Source organism: Paenibacillus sp. FSL W8-0426 (assembly GCF_037969725.1).
GTDB classification, from domain to species: Bacteria; Bacillota; Bacilli; order Paenibacillales; family Paenibacillaceae; genus Paenibacillus; species Paenibacillus hubeiensis.
On sequence record NZ_CP150203.1, the window covers coordinates 4836934 to 4858723 of the forward strand.

The window sequence follows — 21790 nt, forward strand, 5'->3', positions numbered from 1 at the left end:
TATATCGACGAACGAAAGCGTTTCTGTGAATTTACCAGCGCATTCAGACGGCTTAAAGAGTATGAAATGGATTCAACCTGTTATATAAATTCGCTGAACATGTTCTTCAGCCGTTCGATGAAGCCCGGTTTTTGTTCAGCTTCCGGAGCTGCGCTCGGCTTTGCGCGGTTGGCCGGCTTCTTGCTGCCCGTGCTGCTGCCGCCACCGCTGCTGCTCACAGACGGACGAACGCGCAAGCTGCGGATCACATTATGCAATATGCCCACACCGCTAGTATATCCGGGGTCGCGGACACCGATATAATCCGGAACCGCGATTCGAACCGATGCAGCCAGTTCATGCTGAGCTACCTGCAGCACTCCAGGCATGGACACGGTTCCTCCCGTTAATATATAACCTCCGGGAAGTTCCATGTAACCAAGGCGTTTCACTTCCTGAGCGATCATCTGGAAAATTTCTTGAACCCTTGGCTCAATAATTGCAGCAAGATCCTCCTGCGAAAACTCCTTGTCCACATTGCTGCCAATGCGGGTTACCTTGAACATAACGTCGGCGGCAGCGTCATCCAGCCAAGCACAACCGTATTTCAACTTGACCTTTTCAGCCTGATCCGTCAACGTGCGAAGCCCATAGGCGATATCATTGGTTACAAACTCGCCGCCAATCGGAAGCGTTGAAGTAGCCACGAGGCTATCTTCCTCGAAAACGGCAATCGTTGTTGCCCCTGCGCCAATGTCAACAAGCACGGAACCCATCGATTTCTCATCTTTGGACAATGCTAACTGACCTGCGCCCAGAGACATCAGCACGAGGTCGCTTACCTTCAGGCCCGCTTTCTCCACACAGCGCAAAAGATTATGTATCGCGGTTTTTGCCCCCGTAATAATCGTTGCCTCAACTTCAAGGCGAACGCCAATCATACCGCGCGGGTCCTGTATGCCCTCCAGACCATCTACGATATACTGCTTCGCCACAACATCGATAATTTCACGCTCTGGCGGGACCGCAATGACTTCGGCTGCTTTCAACACCCGTTCCATGTCTTCTTCCCCGATTTCACGATCTTCGTTCGAAACGGCCACGACACCGTGGCTGCTCATCAACCCAATATGATTTCCCGAGATTCCAACATATACTTCGGATATTTGAATACCTACCATACGCTCCGCATGTTCCACCGCATTGCGGATCGATTGCACCGTCTGGTCGATATCTACGATTACACCTTTGCGAATTCCCTCCGAGTCGGCAGATCCAACTCCAATAATATTAAAGGTTCCATTATTAATTTCCCCAATAATAGCGCGAATTTTGGATGTACCGATGTCCAAACTAACAATGATGTCATTGTTGCTCAAGTCTCTGGCACCTCCTGACTCCAATAATAGATTACGAACGTATAAACACTCTTAAAACATATTCAACACACTTTAGGCTTTCCCTCTTTTTTCTACAATTTTTTTGGATGCCAACATCTGGGTGTCAATACATAAAACCTTGAAGAAAAAAGAAGGAGGCTATTCCAGTGCCATAAGCTAAAGTGTATCATTTTTTCCCCTTCACAGAAAGCACAACTTTCACAAACCGGACCAGTCTGAAACGGCATTCCGTCAGGCTTTGCACATCTAATCAGGAGAGCTTCGTTTCGTTATTGACCCGCTCCTGGTTCGGCATTTTCATCCGGGTCTTCCGCAATGAAAGGCACGTATGTGTCCGCCTCCAGCATCGTGATTTTCCCTGGCCGTTCGGTCTCGATCACCTGGTTCAAATACTCCACTTTGTCCGCAAGCATGGAAACCGTCGTAACCACTTCGAATTGCGTTTTGGTATACATCCGAATCTGGTCGGGAAAAGACGGCGTCGGATTCGGAATGATTTCCGAAATATCCGTGGTCAACTCATTCGGAATTTTCGATAACACTTCGCTGAGTTCCGCTTTGAGCGGATCATCGGCTTTCCACTGCGTGAGGATCGGCTTCTCAACGGCTACCCCGGTGTTTGCAGGTACGGCAAGGCTTGTCCCGCTGGCCAGAATGGCCTTCAGCGCACCGCTCGCATCAAGTTCATACGCAACAGTCGGGTACTCCTGGACCTTGATATGAATGGTGCCCGGAAACTGCTTGTCCACCGTCGCTCCTTGTATGGCCTTGTTCGCTTCCAGCCTCTGGACCACTTCCCCGGAACTTGTCCCAAAAAACTGGTCGCCGACCTTCAATCCGGTTTGCTCAAGAAGCTCCGAGGTCGAAGTGTATACATTTCCCGTAATTTCAATCGCCGAAATCCGGCTAACGGAAGAACGAAAAAAAAGAACGGCAAGAAGGACTACGAATAATAGCAATAACACAAAAACAAGCTTACGGCTCGTATTTCGTTTAGGCCGGTTCGTTTTCAGAACCGGAATTTGACTTTTTGGCATAGATCGCGCTCCACAAAGCCTCGAGTCCCCTCCCCTATAAGAAGGGGACTCAAAGGACGTTAATTGGCAAAATCCAGCTGTTTCGAGACCGGAGACTGTCGTTCAACCGTAGCCCCCAGACTCTGGAACAGCTTCTCAATCCGATCATATCCTCGATCGATATGATGAACCTGCTCCACAACCGTCTTCCCTTGCGCAGCCAATCCGGCAATGACAAGTGCCGCTCCGGCGCGCAGATCGGTTGCTTCCACGGTAGCCCCATAAAGCCTAGGTACCCCGCGGATGAAAGCCGCGTTCAAATCCACGGAAATGTCGGCTCCCATCACATTCAACTCATCAACATGTTTGAAGCGGCCCTCGAACACCGTTTCCCTCATTACACTAAACCCATCCGCCAAGCTAAGCAGGACCATGATCTGGGACTGCAGATCTGTAGGAAACGAAGGATACGGCGAAGTCACGATGCGGTCCACTGATTTTGGACGGCTCATGCTGCTCACCGTCATTATATCATTGCAGACCGTGATTTGAACACCAACGCGCTTGAGCACATGAATAAGCGAAGTAAGGTGCGCCGGGTTGCAGTGCGTAAGCGTCACATTGCCACGGGTCGCTGCGGCTGCGATCATCACCGTGCCTGCAACGATTCGATCCGGGATAATTTCATATGTGCATGGCTCCAGCTTCTCCACGCCGTTAATGGTAATCGTATCGGTTCCCGCACCGATAATGCGTGCCCCCATGGCATTGAGGAAATGCTGCAAATCTTGAATTTCGGGCTCTCGCGCCGCATTGTAGATCGTCGTAGTACCTTCTGCCAACACTGCGGCCATCATGATGTTTTCGGTGGCCCCTACACTGGGGAAATCAAGCTGAATATCCGTACCCACCAGTTTCTGTGCTTGACAGACGATTTGCTGATCCAGTTCTTCAATCGAAGCCCCCAATGCTTCAAGGCCTCTGAGATGAAGGTCAATCTTCCGCTCTCCTATGGCACAGCCGCCTGGCTGGTACACGGAGACTTGCCCAAACTTGGCCAATAATGGCCCCATCAAGAAGATGGATGAGCGCATCTGCTTCATCAGGTCCTCAGGCACGTCGAATGACTGAATGGACGATGTGTCAATGGTCACGATCTCCTGTTCATGCCGACATGTGCATCCAAGCCGCTCCAGGATATACAGCATCACTTGAATGTCCAGCAAGTGCGGAACGTTGTGCAGGGTTACTTTGCCGTCTGCCAACAAACTTGCGGCCATAATCGGTAAAGCGGCATTTTTTGCTCCATGGATGCGTATGGTTCCTGAGAGGGGTTTCCCGCCTTCAATCACCAATTTGTCCAATGTATCACCTCCGGGGTTTACCGCTCACCCGCTGCGAAAACTTCCGAAACAAGTTCAATGCCGGTTTGAGATGATGTATTGCTCCGAATTTGCTGTATCAGGGTGATAACGTCCTATGCCGTTGCATGGCCGGGAATTGCACTTGGAAACATAATGTACCGTCTCCCACGCCCCAGCTTCTATTCAAGCGGTATGAAATATCCGTGACACATCCGATCCATGGGCACCTGCATTCATTTCACGACATCTCCCGACAGTTCCGGGAGCGCAGTCGAACCCAGATCCTCCATTTCCCTTCGGCTCCCCCAAGGAATCTGCCATCTGTGCAACAGGCCGAACGGGATTGAACATTTGCTCACTGTTCCCCGGTAGGACCGGCGTACCCGCAGGATCCGCCGATGTTCCATATGGTGCCAGTTGCAAGCGTTTCGTTTTCAAGGACCGTGTCCGCATGATGCCGGATGGGGCTCCAAACTCATGCAGACCATCACCCTTGTTTCGAAACCGATCGGAGAACCAGCTTCTTTTCCCGCAGGCTGTGCTGCCGCGCCATAGAACGATTGTCACGATTTATAGGGTATCTTATGTAAGTCCCTGCCAGTGTGTGACAATCGCCCATAAAGCACTTTACCGATGCACCGCAAGTCTTCGAATTTCGTCTACCAGCACTTCGGCTGCATCCGGTTTGCCGAGCGAAAGGGAGGATGCCGCCATGCGTTTGCGGGCTTCCTCGTTGTTCATGATGCCTTCGATGGCTTCATAAAGCGCCTTGCCGGACAAATCCTTCTCAAGCATGGTCACCGAAGCTCCGCCTCGTTCCAGCATGCGGGCATTGGCTTCCTGATGATTGTTCGTCACGTTCGGAGACGGAATCAGGATGGAAGGTATGCCGAGCGAAGTAATCTCGGCCAGAAACGATGCGCCTGCCCGATTGACGATCAGCGAAGTGCACGCCAGCACTTCCGGCATGTTGTGTACGTACGGCAATACATGCAAATGATTCGGCATCGTGCCAAGCGTGCTGCGAATGGCTTCCCGCGTTTCATCAAAGTACGATTCGCCGGTGACGTACACGACGTGCACATCCTTCAACCGCTCCAGCATCGGAGCCATGTCGACCATTGCCTGATTGATCGCCTTGGCTCCGCGGCTGCCTCCCACAACAAGGACAACCCTGCTGTCCATCGGTACGCCCAACGTGGCAAATCCCCGGTCACGGCTGGCCTTGGCCACGGTCGTTGCCCGGGGATTTCCGGTGTAAACGACCCGCTTGGCTCCCGGAAAAGCCTTGTCCGAGCCTTCAAAGCTGACCGCCACCGTATCCACGTAGCGGGTCAGGAACTTGTTGGTCAGACCCGGAATGGCGTTCTGCTCGTGAATGACGCTCGGAATGCCCAATTTGGCTGCGGCATAAACGACCGGTCCGCACACATATCCGCCTGTGCCGATCACCACGTCGGGTTTGAACTCCTTCAGCATTTTTTTGGATTTCCTGACGCCTTGAAGGAAGCGCATCACGGTTTTCAGATTGTCCATGGATAATTTACGACGGAAGCCCGTAATGTCAATGGACTGAAACGGGATATTTTCCTGGGGTACCAGTTTGCTCTCCAAGCCTCTGGTACCGCCGATATATAAAAATTCCGAGTCCGGATTTTCCGCCTCGATCTGCCTAGCAATGGCCACGGCCGGATAGATATGACCTCCGGTTCCGCCGCCGCTTAATACGACTCGCATCGTATGTTCACCTCGCATAACGGGATAAATTCAATAAAATGCCGAGAGCTGTCAGCATGAGGGTTAAAGAAGAACCGCCGTAACTGATCAGTGGAAGCGTAATGCCCGTGACCGGCATTAAACCGATCACCACGCCGATGTTGATGATGACCTGAACAGCAACCATGCCGACAATGCCGACGCCGAGCAGGCTGCCGAAAGCATCGGGAATCGTCATCGCGACGCGCATGCCCCGCCAAATCAGCACAAGGAACAGGAGCAGCACAATCATTCCACCGATGAATCCAAGCTCTTCGGCCAAAATGGAAAAAATAAAATCAGTCTGCGGTTCCGGGACGTAACTGTACTTCTGCCGGCTCATCCCGAGTCCCAGGCCTGCCAACCCGCCAGGGCCAATCGCATAAAGGGATTGAATGATCTGATATCCTGCACCTAACGGGTCTGACCATGGGTCAAGAAATGCCGTAATTCGTTTCAGCCGATAGGGGGCTGCAGCGATCAATGCCACAAAACCGGCCACGCCGCCAAGGGCTAAGAGCAGCAAATGTTTCATTCTTGCTCCGGCAGTGAACACGATCAACATGGAGGCTCCCATCATGACGGTGCCTGTCCCCAAATCAGGCTGCAGCATGATAATCCCAAAAGCGAGCCCCATCAATCCGAGGGGCGGAAGCAATCCTGTCGTAAAGGTTTTGAGTTTGCCCGTATCCTTACCGAGCCAGTGCGCCAAAAACAAAATCATGCCCAGCTTCATGAACTCCGACGGCTGGATGCCGAACGAACCGATGCCCAGCCAGCTCCTGGCTCCGCCGCGAACAACGCCGATCCCGGGAATCAGCACCGCAATCAGCATCACGAAACAGGCAATCAATATCGGCTTGGCATACTTCCTCCACACACGATAGTCCACGTTAGCCGTAACAAACATCGCCGCGAGTCCAAGTCCCGCAAACAGCAGCTGTCGTTTGACAAAGTAAAAGGAATCGCCATAATCATGGAATGCAAGTACCGATCCCGCACTATAAACCATAATAATGCCGATGGCAAGCAAAGCCAAAATACAAATCAGGAGCCAGATGTCCGGCGCCGGTCGCGTCTGTTTCATCAGGAGGCCACCCCTTGCATCGAAGTAGGGGCTTTTCCACCCCCCTACTTACAAGTTATGCACCGCCTCTTTAAAAATGCGTCCCCGCTCTTCGTAAGAAGCAAACATGTCCCAGCTGGCGCAAGAAGGCGACAGAAGAACCACATCGCCCGGAGCCGCAAGCTTCTTCGCTTCCTGTACTGCAGCGGTTAGCGTCAGGGCGGCATCCTCCTCATTATCGACGACCTTGATTTCCTTTAACCCGGCCAGTTCCGCAACCCGGGCAATCTTCTCCCGTGTCTCGCCAAGGGCCACCACCGCTTTGACCTTTTCCTGAAATAAAGGCAGCAGCTCCATCATGTCCGACCCGCGGTCCAATCCACCGGCGATCAGCACGACGGGTTGTTTGAAAGAGCCCAGCGCATTGACGGTAGCTTTGGAGTTGGTCGCTTTCGAATTGTTGTAATATGCGGCTCCTTGGTGCTCCAGGACATACTCCAAACGGTGCTCGACACCCTTGAATTCGGACAGAGGTACGAGCAATGAAGACGGATCGGCCCCGGCAGACACCGCAATCGCAATGGCGGCCAGTGCATTCTCCACGTTGAACCGGCCAGGAAGGCCGATGTCGGACACGTCAATGATGACATGGTGATTGCCGCTGCCGTCAGCGTAGATCGCCTGGCGCTGAACATCATCCTCCTCACCGTCCACGTATGGCGGATCGGCGTAAACCCCGATGTCCAGCTTCTCCGTCACGGAGAAGGGAACCAATCTGCCCTTGATGTAGGGTACGAGGCCGCGGCATACGGGGTCATCCCAATTGAGCACCGCGGTATCCCCGGACTGCTGGTTGGCGAACAGCTTGGCTTTGGAGGCAACGTAATCGTCCATGTCTCCGTGGTAATCCAGATGGGTCTCGGCCACATTGAGCAGACACGCAATGCGCGGACGGAAATCCACCGTGCCTTTAAGCTGGAAGCTGCTCAGCTCAGCCACCATCCAATTGTCCTGATCAGCCTGTTCCGCCGCTTCGCAGAGCGGTGTACCGATATTTCCAGCCACAATCGGTTTCAGGCCGGCATGCTCCAGCATTTTTCCAACCCATGTCGTTGTCGTTGTTTTGCCGTTGGACCCCGTAATTCCGATGATCGGTGCCTCGCAGAGATGGTAAGCAACCTCGACTTCGGTAACGACCTCAATCCCAAGCTCGAGCGCTTTCTGGACGGGTGGTGCCTGGTACGGGATTCCCGGATTTTTGACCACGAGCTGAACATCCTCGTTAATGAGGTTATCGGGATGTCCCCCGCATACAACAGAAATTCCCAAAGCCTCCAACTCGGATGCTTCGGGACACTGTTCCCTCTCCTTTTTGTCATTGACCGTCACTTTGGCGCCGGCGCGTTCCAGTACCTTGGCGACCTGCACGCCGCTTTTGGCCAGTCCGAGCACGACAACCCGTTTTTCGCGATATTCATCAGGATGCTTCATGTTTTACAACCCCTTGTTGAGATAAAGTCCGACAGCTGCCAATATGGCGCCAACAGCCCAGAAGGTAATGACGACGCGCCATTCCGACCAGCCGCTCAGTTCGAAGTGATGGTGGATGGGACTCATTTTGAATACGCGCTTGCCCCGGGTTTTGAACGAGATGACCTGGATGACGACGGACAAAATCTCGATGACAAACACGCCGCCGATAATGACGAACAACAGCTCCGTCTTCGTGACGATGGCAACCGCTCCTATCGCTCCGCCAATGCCCAGCGATCCGGTATCACCCATGAATACTTTGGCGGGATGGGCATTGTAAACGAGGAAGCCCAGCACAGCCCCGATCATAGCCGCGGCACATACGGCTGCCGGCATGGAAGTCGCCTGCATCGCCACAATGGCAAATGCGCCGAAAGCAATGGCACTTACGCCGGATAGCAGACCGTCCAAGCCATCGGTAAAGTTCACGGCGTTGGTAATGGCCAGCATCATGATTACGACAAATGGATAGTAGAACCATCCCGTCCAGTCGAAAGATACCGAAGTGCCCGGAATCGATATAGCGGTGCTATGCCCGTTTTGAATAAGCAGGTAACACATGATCGCGCTGAATAACAGCTGCCCGAACATCTTCTGCCCCGGCGTCAGGCCCAGCGAGCGCTTGAACACGATTTTGATGTAATCATCCAAAAATCCGATGAGTCCAAAGCCAAGCGTAGCTACGAGCAGAACGTAAAAATCCGTATTTTTGACAGCCGAAAATTTCAGGAAAGCCAGCGTGAACGCCAGAATGATCACAACCCCGCCCATTGTCGGCGTTCCGCTTTTCTTCAGATGGCTCTGCGGGCCATCTTCCCGTACCTGCTGGCCGAATTTCATCCGTCTCAGCAGTGGAATCAAGAGCGGTGCGGCAATCACCGCCAAAATGAATGAAACGCCGATTGTTAACAGTAATACTTGAAAATCCATGGGTTCACCCCTCTAGTCTACTCGGTTCTGTAATGGTGCTGTTTTCAGTGCTTCGACCACGTCCTCAAGCTTCATGCCCCGTGAGGCCTTGAACAAGACAACGTCTCTGGGATGGAGTTTCTCTAGCAGGTAACGGGTCATTTCTTCTTTGTTGTCAAAAGCATGCACCGCTTCGGGCGGCATGTTTTCCCTGGCCCCTTCCGCAATGTGGGCGGACAACGGCCCGTATGCAAGCACCAGGTCCAATTTCTCCGGCGAAATATACTTGCCTATATCATAATGAAGCTGCTGCTCTTGAGGCCCAAGCTCCAGCATGTCGCCAAGCACGGCGACCTTGGATTTGTATCCATTCAGGCCTTCAATGACATCCAGCGCTGCTTTCATGGAGGTCGGGCTTGCATTGTAAGCATCGTTCAGCATGGTGAGTCCGCTGGCGCCTTGAACGATCTCAATCCGCATGCCTGTAAGCTTCAGCCCGGACAATCCCTGCGCAATGCGGTCGGCAGACACTCCGAAATGGCGAGCGACCGCCAGGGCAGCCATACAGTTCACGACATTATGCGTGCCGAGCAGTGGCAAGCTCATCGCGGCCTCGCCGGATTGTTTGCTCGTGAAAACAACCCCGCCGGGCGCATTCATGATGCCTGTCGCATAATCGTCATTGTCCGGCTGAAGACCAAATGTAAACTGGTTCAAGCCTGCCGGTTTGATCGTTGTTTCCTCTGCAAGCACTTGCGTGATTAGCGGCTCATCCCCGTTTCGGATCAGCAAGCCGCCAGGTTTCATGCCAGCCACGATCTCCACTTTGGCCCTGGCAATCTCCAGCCTGGAACCGAGCTGCAGGAGATGGGATTCGCCGATGTTCGTAATAATTGCAACGTCGGGGCGGGCAATGCGGGACAATGTCTCGATCTCCCCTCGTCCGCTCATGCCCATTTCCAAAATAATGATCTCGGTGTCCGGCTCCATCGCAAGCACGGTGAGCGGCAGACCGATATGATTGTTAAAGTTGCCTTGCGTTTTGTGCACCTTGAACGTGGTGGACAGAAGCGCGTCGACGATGTCCTTTGTCGTTGTTTTGCCGTTGCTGCCCGTAATGCCGACCACCGAGGCTTTGCTTTCGGCCAAATAAGCCGACGCAAGCGCCTGGAGCGCCTCAAGGGTATCGTCGACGACGATGACGGCTCCCTGCGGCGGTTCGCCATGGTCTTTTTGCCATAGTGTACCGGCAGCACCGTTCTCCATACAGGCTTGCGCAAATTCATGTCCGTCAAATCTGTCGCCGACAAGCGGAATGAACAAACTTCCTTCAGCCCGCTTACGCGAATCCGTATAGACGCCTTGGGCAGCCATATTGGCATATGCAGCAGGGGCGACTAAAGTGCCTCCACACATTTCGGCCAGTTGTGCCATAGTTCTCTTTATCAATTGGATTTTCCCCTTATCGCTTCTTTGGCAATGATCCGGTCATCAAAATCGGTTTTGGTCGTGCCGATAATCTGATAGTTTTCATGCCCTTTGCCCGCAATCAATACTACATCGGCAGGGCTTGCCTTTTCAATAGCCTCATGAATCGCCTGACGGCGATCAACAATCATGATATACCGGTCGGACGGAACGGATTCTTCGATGAGTCCCTGCTCGATGTCTTTAAGAATAAGTTCCGGATCTTCCGTGCGAGGGTTATCTGAGGTAACAAACACAAGATCGCTGTATTTTGCCGCAATTTTCCCCATGAGCGGACGTTTCGTCCGATCGCGGTCTCCCCCGCAGCCGAACACGGTAATTACGCGGCCTTCAGCGAACTCCTTCACGGTGCGAAGCACGTTTTCAAGTCCGTCCGGCGTATGCGCATAATCCACGATCACCGCAAACGGCTGGCCTTCGTCGACGGCTTCCACGCGGCCGTCCACGCCAGGAACCGTCTCCAGGCTGCGCTTGATCTCTTCCAAGGGTACGTTCTCCACAAGCGCTGCAGCTATGGCCGCCATGGCGTTGTAAACGTTGAATTTGCCCACCATGCGCAAACGGATATCCGTGCTGCCCGCAAAGGTGTCCACATGGAACGACGTGCCTTGCGCCGTTATTTTGATCTCGGAGGCTCGAACGTCCGCGTCCTCTCCCATGCCATATGTAATGACTTCGGCCGCCGTTACCGATTTGAAATAGTCCGCAGAGGCGTCGTCCGCATTGATGACCGCGTATTTGCGGCGGGAATCATCCGCGCTGAATTCGTTGCCCAGGCGGGCAAAGAACAGTCCTTTGGCGGAACGGTACTCTTCCATGGAGTGGTGGTAGTCCAGATGATCCTGCGTCAGGTTGGTGAATACGGCCGTGCGGAAGTCGGTTCCTTTTACGCGGCCTTGTTCCAGTGCATGAGAAGACACTTCCATCACGCAGCAGGTCGTCCCCGTCTGCACCATGTCATGCAGGCTGCGCTGCAGATCCAGCGCTTCCGGCGTAGTGCCGGACATCGGGTATGTGCGACCGTCATAACGCATCTGGATGGTGCCGATCAGTCCTGTCTTTTGTCCGTAATCGCTCATGATCTTTTCGATCAGATAAGTGGTCGTCGTTTTGCCGTTCGTTCCGGTTACCCCGATCATGTTCATCTTGCGGCTTGGGGACCCGAAAAAGAAATCGGCCAGCACGGCCATGGCGAAACGGCTGTCCTTGACGAGCAGTTGCGGAACCGGCAGATTCAGCTCGCGTTCCACGACAAGTGCGACCGCACCCGCGCTCACGGCTTTTTCCGCATAATCATGACCGTCGACCGTATGTCCCGGCAGACAGATAAACAGATCGCCCGGCTTGACCTGACGGGAATCTGTCTGCAGGTTTTGACATTCTGTATGAGGCTCGCCGATGAGGCGAGCGGTTTTCAGTTTTGCTGCAAATTGGTTTAAAAGCACATGGATAACCTCACTTCTCCAAATTAATCTGTTCGAACATGATGTCTTTATTATACTAATATCGTCAATAAGGCCATTTAATGAAACGCAGTTCGGCGAATTTTGTTGCGGTTGAGGAGAAGGAGCACGCGTTACGGCGTGCCTCCCTCCTCCTCGGCATGCTGATGTGCATCCTTCAACACATCGCTCATGTAAATCCGGATCGTTGAACCTTGCTCTACCCGGGACCCGGGCTTCGGCGCCTGATTAATGACATACTTTCCGCTGCCGGACTTCGCCAGCATAAAGTTCATGTTCAAATCCTCGTAAAGATCCTCCGCCGTTGCCCCCGTCAGATCGGGTACGGTAACGATTTTCGTTTCGCCGTACTTGTATTCCTTTGCCACCTGGTCCTTGCGAGGAGCGACGTTCATGTAATGCAGCGCGTCCTCCAGAATGTTCTGCACGATCGGCGCAGCAACCACGCCCCCGAACTGAATGCCTTTGGGATTGTCCACTGCCGTGTAGACAACGATTTGAGGATCGTCGGCAGGGGCGAATCCGATAAAGGATACGATATGCTCGCTTGTTGAATAACGTCCGTTTACGACCTTTTGGGCCGTTCCCGTTTTGCCGCCGACCCGGTAACCGTCAATGAACGCCGGTCTTCCCGTGCCCTTGGCAACCACGCTCTCCAGCGCTTCGCGCACCTGCTTCGACGTGCTCTCCGAAATCACCTGCCGCACCAGTTGGGGTTTCGATTCCTCGATGACTTCGCCTGTATCCGGATGAACCCACGCTTTGGTCACATAAGGCTTGTATAACTTGCCGCCATTGATGGCGGCCGACACGGCGGCCACTTGCTGGATCGGCGTTACCGAGACGCCTTGGCCAAACGCCGTCGTGGCCAATTCGACAGGGCCTACCCGCGATAGCTTGAACAAAATTCCGTTTTCTTCCCCGCTGAGATCGATGCCGGTTTTGCTGCCGAACCCGAAATTTTTGATGTACGAGAACAAGGATTCTTTCCCAAGCTTCTGGCCAAGGGCCACAAAACCCGGGTTGCAGGAGTTTTCGACGACTTGAAGGAATGTCTGGCTTCCGTGGCCACCCTTTTTCCAGCAGCGAAGCCGGGCTCCGCCGACCTCGACATAACCTGGATCATAGAATTGGTCCTGCTGCAAATTGACCTTTTTCTCTTCCAACGCTGCCGCGAGTGTAATAATCTTGAAGGTCGATCCTGGCTCGTAGGTCATCCAGATCGGAAGATTGCGGTTGTAGATCTCGGATGCATATTGCTGATAGTTAGCCGGCTCGTAACCCGGACGGCTCGCCATCGCAAGCACCTCGCCCGTTTTTGGATTCATCGCGATGGCCAGCGCCGAATTGGCCTGGAACTTAACCATCGCCTGGTCCAATTCGCGCTCCATGATGGATTGAATCGAGTGATCAATCGTCAGTTTCAGGTCCAATCCGTCCTTGGGCTCCACATACTTCTCGGATGAACCCGGCATCAGCCTGCCGGCCGCATCGGACAAGTAGGAAACGCTCCCGTTCAGCCCATTGAGTTTGTCATCATACTTCTTCTCGACCCCGGTCAATCCCTGATTATCAATCCCGGTAAAGCCAAGAATATGCGCCGCCAAATCGTCATAAGGGTAAAAGCGTTTGTTATCCTCCGCAACGACGATGCCCGGAAGCTTCAAATCACGGATGCGTTGTGCTTTCTCCATCGTAATTTTGCGGCCGCCGGGCTGTAGTCGTACGATCATATCTCTCTTCGTGATAGTTGCCAGCACCTTTTCTTCCGTCATGCCCAGCAAAGGGGCCAGCGCCTTGGCCGTTGTCTCGGGTTCCTTGACTTGCACAGGGATGGCCATAATCGTCGGCGTGGTGACATTGTATGCAAGCGCAGTACCATTCCGGTCCAGAATTTCCCCTCGTTTGGCCGTGTACGGGATGTTACGCCGCCATGACTCTTCCGCCTTTTCCGCGAGTTCCGGCCCTTGTCCCAATTGTACATATGCAAGCCTGATTACCAAGGCCGAAAACAACACTACCAAAATGAGCAATGCCCACAGCAACCTGCGCCGCAGCTGAATGCTTGTGCCTTTCAATAGAAGTTCCCCCCAGTCGTCCCAAAATCATGATCTGCGTTCCATTCATGAATATTCGGGACAACCGGGGGTTAGAACGGGCTGTCCATATCGTTATGGCAGCGAGGTATCTGTGGACTGCGAATCGGACGCTGCATCTCCATTCTCGGTTTGAGACGAATCCGTCGTTTGCGTCTGCGTTTCCTTCTCTTGATCCGCCTGCTCCGAATTGCTCGCGTCGTCGTTTTCGGACGATGTTGGCGTACCCGAAGATTCCGGTGCTTCGTCCTCGATCCCGGTGACTGCTGCTTTGGCCGATTGCAGCGTGAGCTGCACCGTTCGCTGTTCTCCTGCCACTTGCTCTTTCTGTTCAACGACATACCCTTCGCCTTTGACCGTAACGCCCACCTTCATGAGCGACAGCACTTCCATGGCGTCTCTGAGCGATTCTCCCGTCAGATCAGGTACTTTCATTTTGCTGCTCTCTTCGGTAAGCAGATAGACACGCTGTCCCGGATTCATCGAGGCGCCCGCAGCGGGGTACTGTCGAATCACGTTCTCTCCTTGGCCCAGCGTTACATAGGCGATGCCCGAATTGAGCAGTGTCGTTCTGGCTTGTTTCGCCGCTTTTCCTGTCAGATCAGGGGCTTTGGCTTGAACGACAGGAGCGTCGGTTTTCGATTTCGTTTTCGCCGTATCTTTCGGTACACCCATATACTGCAAAGTTTGGCTCACGATTTTTTTGAAAACAGGTGCTGCAGCGGCACCGCCGCCGATATTGGTCCCTTCAGGCTGGTCGATAACGACTAATACGGCGATTTTCGGATTATTGACAGGCGCAAATCCGATAAACGATACGACATCTTTGGATTTGCTATACTGCCCATTGATGACTTTTCTGGCCGTACCCGTCTTGCCTGCGACACGGTACCCTTCAATGTAGGCGTTTCGTCCGGTTCCGATAATCTGGTCTGCTACAACCTGTTCCAAATAACCGCTCACCAGTTTGGAAGACTCCGCTGAAATAACTTGGCGGACTTCCTTCGGTTTGATCACTTCGGAAGTGCCGTCATTCGGATTGATGATCTCTTTGACCAAATGCGGCTCCAGCAGCTTGCCTCCATTGGCTATAGCCGAGATGGCGGCCACTTGCTGGATTGGCGTTACTTGCACGAGGCCGTGTCCATACGCCGCGGCCGCGATTTCCGATTTGTACACGAGCGGTTTGATCGGTGATGCCGACTCATTGGGCAGGTCGATGCCTGTTTTGACGCCAAAACCGAAATTATCAATGTATTTCCGCAACCGATCGCCGCCGAGCATGCTGTAACCCAGATTGACGAAAGCGACGTTACTTGAACGTTTGACCCCTTCCAGGTATGAAATGCGCCCATAAGCGTGCCCATTGTCACTGATGGGATATCCGCCGATGACGATCCGTTTGGACTCAAAGGTCGCATTGGGATCGAACAGTTTTTCTTCCACGGCGCCCGCAAGCGTAACGATTTTGAACGTAGATCCCGGCTCGTAAATCGACTGGACGGCGTGATTGACAAAGTTTCTTTGATCCGAGGCATTCCAATACGTATTTGGATTAAAATCCGGCCAGTTGGCCATGCCCAGTATTTCCATCGTGTTCGGATCGGCCGCAATGACGGTCATGCTGAGCGGGTTATACTTTGCCACGGCCTCTTTCATCGCTTCCTGAATGTAATACTGGATCGTATCGTCAATGGTCAGCTTCAGATTGTGCCCGTTTTGCGGAGGCTGGTAGTTCTCCTTCGAATTGGGAAGCTGCACGCCCTTGGCATCCTTTTGATAATGCAAAAACCCGTCGATACCAGTAAGCTTGTCATCGTATGAGACTTCAAGCCCGTTGACAGCTTTTCCCTCGAGGTTCATATAACCAAGCAAATGGGAAGCCAGATTTTCCTCGGGGTAGTATCGCTTGGATACCTGCGCCATGACGATTGCATTCTCCGCTTTGTAGTTCTCCTGCAGCTGTTTCCGCAAATCATTCACTTTGGCCGCAAGTTCGGGGCCGATCTTGAACCCTTCGCTCCGCACTTCACGCTGCTCGTAAAACTCGTCGCTGTTCGGCTTTTTCGCGGTCACCAAAGTGCGCATTTCACTTTCTTTTTTGCCCAAAATTTTGGACAGCTCGGTCGTTACCACATCTTCGATCCCGAGTTTATTGATCAATTTGGGATTGACGGAAACGATATAGGCAGGCGCATCGGTGGCCAGAACGTTGCCATTCCGGTCCATAATCGTGCCGCGGGATGCCTTTATGGTCTTCTCCCGGTCGATCAGCGAAGAGGCTTCAGCCTGCCATGTATCACCGTTCACCACTTGAATGAAAAAAATTCGAATGATCAGTACAAGAAAAAAGAGGGTTATACATCCCCCTATAAGCAGCGTTCGCATTTTAATTTTTTTAATCATCGGCACACCTCTTTATTTACTCTGCGGAATCCGACGACTTGCCTGCATCCGTGTCACTCGCCCTGCTCGTTGAACGGGGCACGTAAATAACGTCTTTGTCGGCAGCTTCGACATACCCGAGTTTGCGCGCATTTTCGATGACCAGATTGTTAAGTCTCTCTTTTTCGACCTCCAGATCGGCGATCGTTTTTTCATTTTTTTTGATTTCCGAAGCAGCTGCTTGCGCTTGTCTGTTCAAATCGTAAATGTGCGCATATCGCCACATCAAAGCACCGCCTACAATGATGCAGACGAGCAGGGTCGCCATGTACAAAAGCTTCTCTCGACCGGGGATGCTTGAGCGTCGCGTCACCACTTTGGTCGTTTCCTTGTAGCGCTGCTGTGACACGCGCTGTTCGGACGCTTTCTCCTTCACTGCCAGATTGCCACGTGTATATGCCATGCTGAAGCTCCTCCTTCGCTATTGGTTTACAATTTCTCGGCTACGCGCAGCTTGGCTGAACGAGCACGTGGATTATCGGCCAGTTCCGCTTCCGTTGGAACCAGAGGTTTGCGGTTGACCAAACGAAGTACGCCTTGGCCGCCGCACACGCACAACGGGAAATCCGGAGGGCATGTGCATTTCTCCAAATAACTGCTGAATATTTGTTTGCATATCCGATCTTCAAGCGAATGGAAGGTGATGACAGATACACGTCCGCCAGGCGCCAGACAGCGAACAGCCTGGTGCAACGCTTCCTCGAAGGCTCCCAGCTCATCATTGACGGCAATCCGCAGTGCCTGAAAACTGCGTTTGGCCGGATGACCGCCTGTGCGGCGAGCTGCGGCGGGAATCCCTTCTTTGATCAATTCGACGAGCTCGCCCGTCGTTTCGATTGGAGACTGACTACGCTTCTCCACGATAACCCTGGCGATCCGTCTTGAGAACTTTTCCTCGCCATAGGTGTACAAAATCCGGGCAATCTCCTCTTCGGGCCATTCATTGATGATCTCTTTGGCCGTCAGATACGCATCTTGGTCCATGCGCATATCGAGCGGAGCATCGTGGTTATAGCTGAACCCGCGCTCTCCCTCATCAAACTGCGGGGAAGATACCCCCAAATCGTACAAAATGCCGTCCACTTGCGGTACGCCGTCTTTCATGGGTACGTTCAAATCTTTCAGTACCTGCTCCAGATCACGGAAATTGGTTTTGACGAGCGTCACCCGCTCTCCGTATACGGCCAGTTTCTCGCGCGCATTGTCCAATGCCCAGTCGTCCTGGTCGAGCGCTATGAGTCGCCCTTCTGGACCCAGCTTGGATGCAATCACGGAACTATGCCCGGCACCGCCTAAAGTGCAGTCCACGTATATCCCGTCCTGCTTGATGTTTAATCCTTCTGTTGCTTCTTCTTTGAGTACGGTAATGTGGTGAAACAACCTGCACCCCTCCTGCTTCATAAATCAAAATTAAAATCGACCAGCTTCTCGGCGATGTCGTTGAATGCTTCTTCGGATTGATTGAAATAGTTCTCCCATATGCCTTTGCTCCAAATCTCCACCCGGTTTGACACGCCCAGAACCACGCAGTCCTTGTCCAGCTTGGCATACTCCCTGAGGTTGCCAGGCAAATTTACCCTGCCCTGTTTGTCCAATTCGCATTCGGTAGCCCCCGAGAAAAAAAACCGGGTAAACGCGCGCGCATCGGATTTCATCAAAGGCAGTGCCTTGAGCTTCTGTTCCATGATTCCCCATTCATCCATGGGATACACGAAAAGACACTGGTCTAACCCACGTGTGACAACGAAAGAAGGCCCTAAGGATTCGCGGAATTTGGCCGGGATAATGATCCGGCCCTTGTCATCAATGCTATGTTGGAATTCCCCCATAAACATTGGCCCACTCACTCCTCACCCATTCTCCCCACTTTGCCCCACTTTCCACCACCTAAGCATAATAGATTCGCAAAAAAAAATCAAAACCCTTCTTTCCTATCTTGATTTCCCCAAATATTCGTAATCATGAAAAAAACATAAAAAACGCCCTTGATCCCGTACTCAGGACCAAAGGCGTTTCCCGGGCAGTGACTGTACGATGCCGTACATGCCACATCTACATCATTTTATACCTTTCGAACCAGATGTTCTGCAAGTAATTTCTGGTGTCTCGCGCCATGATCGATATCCCGACCCGGAATCAGAACTTCCAGCTGTCCAAATACTTCTCTTGCTCCGGCGACAAGGCGTCGATCGCGATGTCAAGGCTCTCCAGCTTGTAGCTGGCGACTTGGCGGTCAATTTCATATGGCACGTTAACCACGTTTTTGCCCAAATCCGCATAATTCTCGCTTACATAGCGCAGGCCAAGAGCTTGAAGCGCAAACGTTGTGTCCATGATTTCGGCCGGGTGTCCGTCCGCCGCGCCCAGGTTGACAAGGCGTCCTTCGGCCAGAAGGTACATTTTGCGTCCATCCTTGAAGCGGTACTCCTCGATGTTGCGGCGCACGGTACGAATCGAATCCGATCGCTTGGCCAGCTCCGGCTTGTTTACTTCCACGTCAAAGTGGCCTGCGTTGCTAAGAATGGCTCCGTCTTTCATGACATCGTAATGCTCGCCTGTAATAACGTCTTTGTTGCCCGTTACCGCGATGAAGAAATCGCCAAGCTTGGCAGCTTCCAGCATAGGCATGACCCGGAACCCATCCATATGCGCTTCCACGGCCTTGATGGGATCAATCTCGGTGACGATGACGTTCGCGCCCAGTCCTTTGGCACGCATGGCCACGCCTTTGCCGCACCAGCCATACCCCGCAACAACGACCGTTTTTCCCGCAACAACCAGGTTGGTCGTACGGATGATTCCGTCAAATGCAGACTGTCCCGTACCGTACCGGTTATCGAACAAGTATTTGCAATAGGCGTCATTCACCGCAACCATCGGAAATTTCAGTTCGCCTTCTTTCGCCAACGCTTTCAGACGAATAATGCCCGTTGTCGTTTCCTCTGCCCCGCCGCGAATCGTTGCGGCCAGGTCTGGCCGTTCGGATGCGAGAATGGTAGCAAAATCGCCGCCATCGTCGATAATCAGGTCCGGCTTGGCTTCAAGCGCACGAATCTGCAGTGCTTTGAATTCCTCCGCGCCCGGATTGTGCTTTGCATAAACGGTCACTCCGTCCTCAACGAGTGCGGCGCACACATCATCCTGTGTCGACAGCGGATTGCTGTGGGTGATGGTGACTTCCGCTCCCCCCGCTTGAATGACCTTGGCCAAGTACGCCGTTTTGGCTTCAAGGTGAAGACAGATGGATACCTTAAGTCCCTTGAAAGGAAGATCCAGTTCAAACTGACGGCGAATGCGATTTAACACCGGCATGTGCGCTTCTACCCAATCGATTTTAAGATGACCTTCCGGCGCAAGCGCCATATCAGCAACAATGCTGTTCTGCAAAGCAGGTGTAGTCATACCTTCATCCTCCTAAACATGTGATTGCTTCTATATCTTTTCGAGCTTTCGATTACAACCGGATGACCTGATGCTGCCCGGTGAATTCGGATTGGCTTCCAATCAAACGCTCGATCCACTCTGTACCATACTGGTTCAAGTAAAATAGAACATTATGGACCCTCTCCTGCGGTTTGTTCATTGGGAAAAGGGAAGCCTGGATACCATTCCAGTGACGCAGCCCCGCCTCATGTTTCTCCGCAATGGCCCGATGCGTCTGCTGCTGCATATATTGGACCTGTTCTCCAATCTTGCGCAAATTGGTTTCGCCGATTCGCCCAAGTCCGGCTTGGATTTCCGCCAATCGGTCCAGCAAGGGCCGGTACACGGTTTCTATAGCCTGTTGTGCTTTTGCAAACTCTTCCTCCACAGCCAACGTTTCCTGGCCGTCCAGCCATTGCTGCTTGCGCTCTTCAAGACGATACTGAACATCCTGAAACGAAAGACCGTATTGCTGCATATGTTTGTGGTGGATGTCTTCCAAAATGGTAAAAGAAAGACGCGGCAACAGAATGGGCATTTGCAAACCAAACTGTCTGAAGGCTTCACGGGTCAATCCCCAATATGAAATCTCTCCATGCCCCAAAATAACGGCCAGAACCGGCAGTACAGAGTCTTGCATTAACGGCCTTGTCAGCACGTTGTTGCTGAAACGCTCCGGATGTTCGGCGAGCTCCTGAAGCAGCCGATCTTCCGTGAAGGACACCAGTCCCTTCCGATCGCCGAATAAGCCATCCTTGTAAGTTAACAACAGGCGTGCGCCCTGATGGATGTAGAACAAATTGGCCCCGTCTTCGGCAACTTCTGCCGGCATGTCATAGCCAGCCCCCACAACCTGGGAAGCTCCTTGCAAATAAGCGTGTCGCAGCACATCGTTCTTGCGAATCATGTTCGCAAACACCGGTTGTTCCAACGCCCGCAGTCCCTGCTCTGCCGCATCCATAAGAACAAGCCCGCTTCCTCCGAACAGGGCGGACAACATTCTGGCAAACGCATCGCTGAGATTGGAGCTGGATTCGTGAATGTCCCTAAGCAGTTTAACCAGTCCCGGTTTATGTACTGTATCAGGCAAGAGCTGTTCCACCTGCTCGATGGCATTCTTCCATTGGTCTGCATCCACATGAACGCTGCTCACCGAATCCCGTCCGCTAAATCGCCCGTGCAGCTTTACTTTGACGATGTTCCCATTGCGGTCGGGCAAGAACGTGTGATTCACCTCGTCCCAGTCATGGTCTTCACCCGCAATCCAGAAAACGGGCACGACAGGACGCCCGAGCTTGGCTTCGGCTTCTCGTGCAGCCGCAATCACGCTGGCAGCCTTGTAAATAACGAACAACGGACCTGTAAAAAGACCGCTCTGCTGTCCGCCCGTCACAACCAGCGCACCTTGCTGGCTCAATCGTTCCAGCGATTGACGAACTTCCGGGTGATCGTTCAAACGCCGATTATATATACTCAAGTATTCCACCAGATTCTGACGATGCACTCGCGCGTTTTCGGTTTCATCCAGCCATTGGGCACGCGCCGAGAGATTGGAATCAAAGTGAACGTCATATTCATAAAGGGCTCTCACAGCATCACGCGAACAAATATAATCTTCAGCCAGCCGTGATCCGCTGCGGAGCGCCTCGGGTATTCCTTTCATGAGGTCTGCCTCCTATTCTGCTTCAAAGAGCCTTTCTTGATTGTACTCAATAGTAGGCCTCTACGTCAAAAGAAAGTATGCCTTGTTTCCTTAAATTCCAGCTTTAACTATGATAACAATTGAAAACAAAAAACCGCCGATCGCTCGGCGGTTTGATTAAATCGATAATGGCATCTGGCTTGATGACATA

General features: G+C 52.7%; 16 protein-coding genes. All 16 read right to left on the minus strand.

The genetic code is table 11. The features are described from left to right. Positions 1-80 precede the first annotated feature (80 nt). The 16 genes from ftsA to bshC all read right to left on the minus strand — a co-directional run bounded on the left by ftsA (position 81) and on the right by bshC (position 21600). Positions 81-1358 (minus strand): cell division protein FtsA, encoded by a 1278-nt coding sequence (gene ftsA / locus MKY59_RS21995; protein ID WP_236416618.1) that lies wholly within the window; start codon positions 1356-1358, stop codon positions 81-83. A 290-nt stretch (positions 1359-1648) separates the two neighbouring features. Next, positions 1649-2416 (minus strand): FtsQ-type POTRA domain-containing protein, encoded by a 768-nt coding sequence (locus tag MKY59_RS22000; protein WP_339273843.1) that lies wholly within the window; start codon positions 2414-2416, stop codon positions 1649-1651. 59 nt (positions 2417-2475) lie between these two features. Beyond that, entirely contained in the window at positions 2476-3759 is a 1284-nt protein-coding gene (gene murA / locus MKY59_RS22005; RefSeq protein ID WP_236416620.1) for a UDP-N-acetylglucosamine 1-carboxyvinyltransferase, read from the minus strand. Positions 3760-4386: 627 nt separating this feature from the next. Further along, on the minus strand, positions 4387-5496 hold the full coding sequence (gene murG / locus MKY59_RS22010) for an undecaprenyldiphospho-muramoylpentapeptide beta-N-acetylglucosaminyltransferase (RefSeq protein ID WP_339273844.1): 1110 nt from the start codon (positions 5494-5496) through the stop codon (positions 4387-4389). A 7-nt stretch (positions 5497-5503) separates the two neighbouring features. Continuing rightward, positions 5504-6601, minus strand: coding sequence for a stage V sporulation protein E (spoVE, locus tag MKY59_RS22015; RefSeq protein WP_236416622.1), 1098 nt, complete (start codon positions 6599-6601; stop codon positions 5504-5506). Positions 6602-6649: 48 nt separating this feature from the next. Then, entirely contained in the window at positions 6650-8071 is a 1422-nt protein-coding gene (murD, locus tag MKY59_RS22020) for a UDP-N-acetylmuramoyl-L-alanine--D-glutamate ligase (protein ID WP_236416624.1), read from the minus strand. A gap of 3 nt (positions 8072-8074) precedes the next feature. Further along, on the minus strand, positions 8075-9043 hold the full coding sequence (gene mraY, locus MKY59_RS22025; protein WP_236416625.1) for a phospho-N-acetylmuramoyl-pentapeptide-transferase: 969 nt from the start codon (positions 9041-9043) through the stop codon (positions 8075-8077). Between the two features lie 12 nt (positions 9044-9055). Then, a complete protein-coding gene (murF, locus tag MKY59_RS22030; protein WP_339278452.1) occupies positions 9056-10468 on the minus strand; it encodes a UDP-N-acetylmuramoyl-tripeptide--D-alanyl-D-alanine ligase in 1413 nt (470 codons plus the stop codon). Beyond that, positions 10468-11955: a UDP-N-acetylmuramoyl-L-alanyl-D-glutamate--2,6-diaminopimelate ligase gene (locus MKY59_RS22035; protein ID WP_339273845.1), complete on the minus strand. Its 1488-nt coding sequence runs from the start codon at positions 11953-11955 to the stop codon at positions 10468-10470. The genes murF and MKY59_RS22035 overlap by 1 nt, the downstream gene beginning before the upstream one ends. Before the next feature lie 131 nt (positions 11956-12086). Continuing rightward, positions 12087-14051: a stage V sporulation protein D gene (locus MKY59_RS22040; protein WP_236416630.1), complete on the minus strand. Its 1965-nt coding sequence runs from the start codon at positions 14049-14051 to the stop codon at positions 12087-12089. 93 nt (positions 14052-14144) lie between these two features. Next, positions 14145-16475 (minus strand): penicillin-binding transpeptidase domain-containing protein, encoded by a 2331-nt coding sequence (locus MKY59_RS22045; RefSeq protein ID WP_339273846.1) that lies wholly within the window; start codon positions 16473-16475, stop codon positions 14145-14147. Between the two features lie 16 nt (positions 16476-16491). Continuing rightward, positions 16492-16917, minus strand: coding sequence for a hypothetical protein (locus MKY59_RS22050; protein WP_339273847.1), 426 nt, complete (start codon positions 16915-16917; stop codon positions 16492-16494). A 26-nt stretch (positions 16918-16943) separates the two neighbouring features. Beyond that, a complete protein-coding gene (rsmH, locus tag MKY59_RS22055) occupies positions 16944-17894 on the minus strand; it encodes a 16S rRNA (cytosine(1402)-N(4))-methyltransferase RsmH (protein WP_236416633.1) in 951 nt (316 codons plus the stop codon). Between the two features lie 17 nt (positions 17895-17911). Further along, positions 17912-18349: a division/cell wall cluster transcriptional repressor MraZ gene (mraZ, locus tag MKY59_RS22060; RefSeq protein WP_236416634.1), complete on the minus strand. Its 438-nt coding sequence runs from the start codon at positions 18347-18349 to the stop codon at positions 17912-17914. 301 nt (positions 18350-18650) lie between these two features. Further along, positions 18651-19916, minus strand: a complete 1266-nt coding sequence (locus MKY59_RS22065) for an adenosylhomocysteinase (RefSeq protein ID WP_339273848.1) — start codon at positions 19914-19916, stop codon at positions 18651-18653. A gap of 52 nt (positions 19917-19968) precedes the next feature. Then, positions 19969-21600 (minus strand): bacillithiol biosynthesis cysteine-adding enzyme BshC, encoded by a 1632-nt coding sequence (bshC, locus tag MKY59_RS22070; protein WP_339273849.1) that lies wholly within the window; start codon positions 21598-21600, stop codon positions 19969-19971. Between the last annotated feature and the right edge of the window lie 190 nt (positions 21601-21790).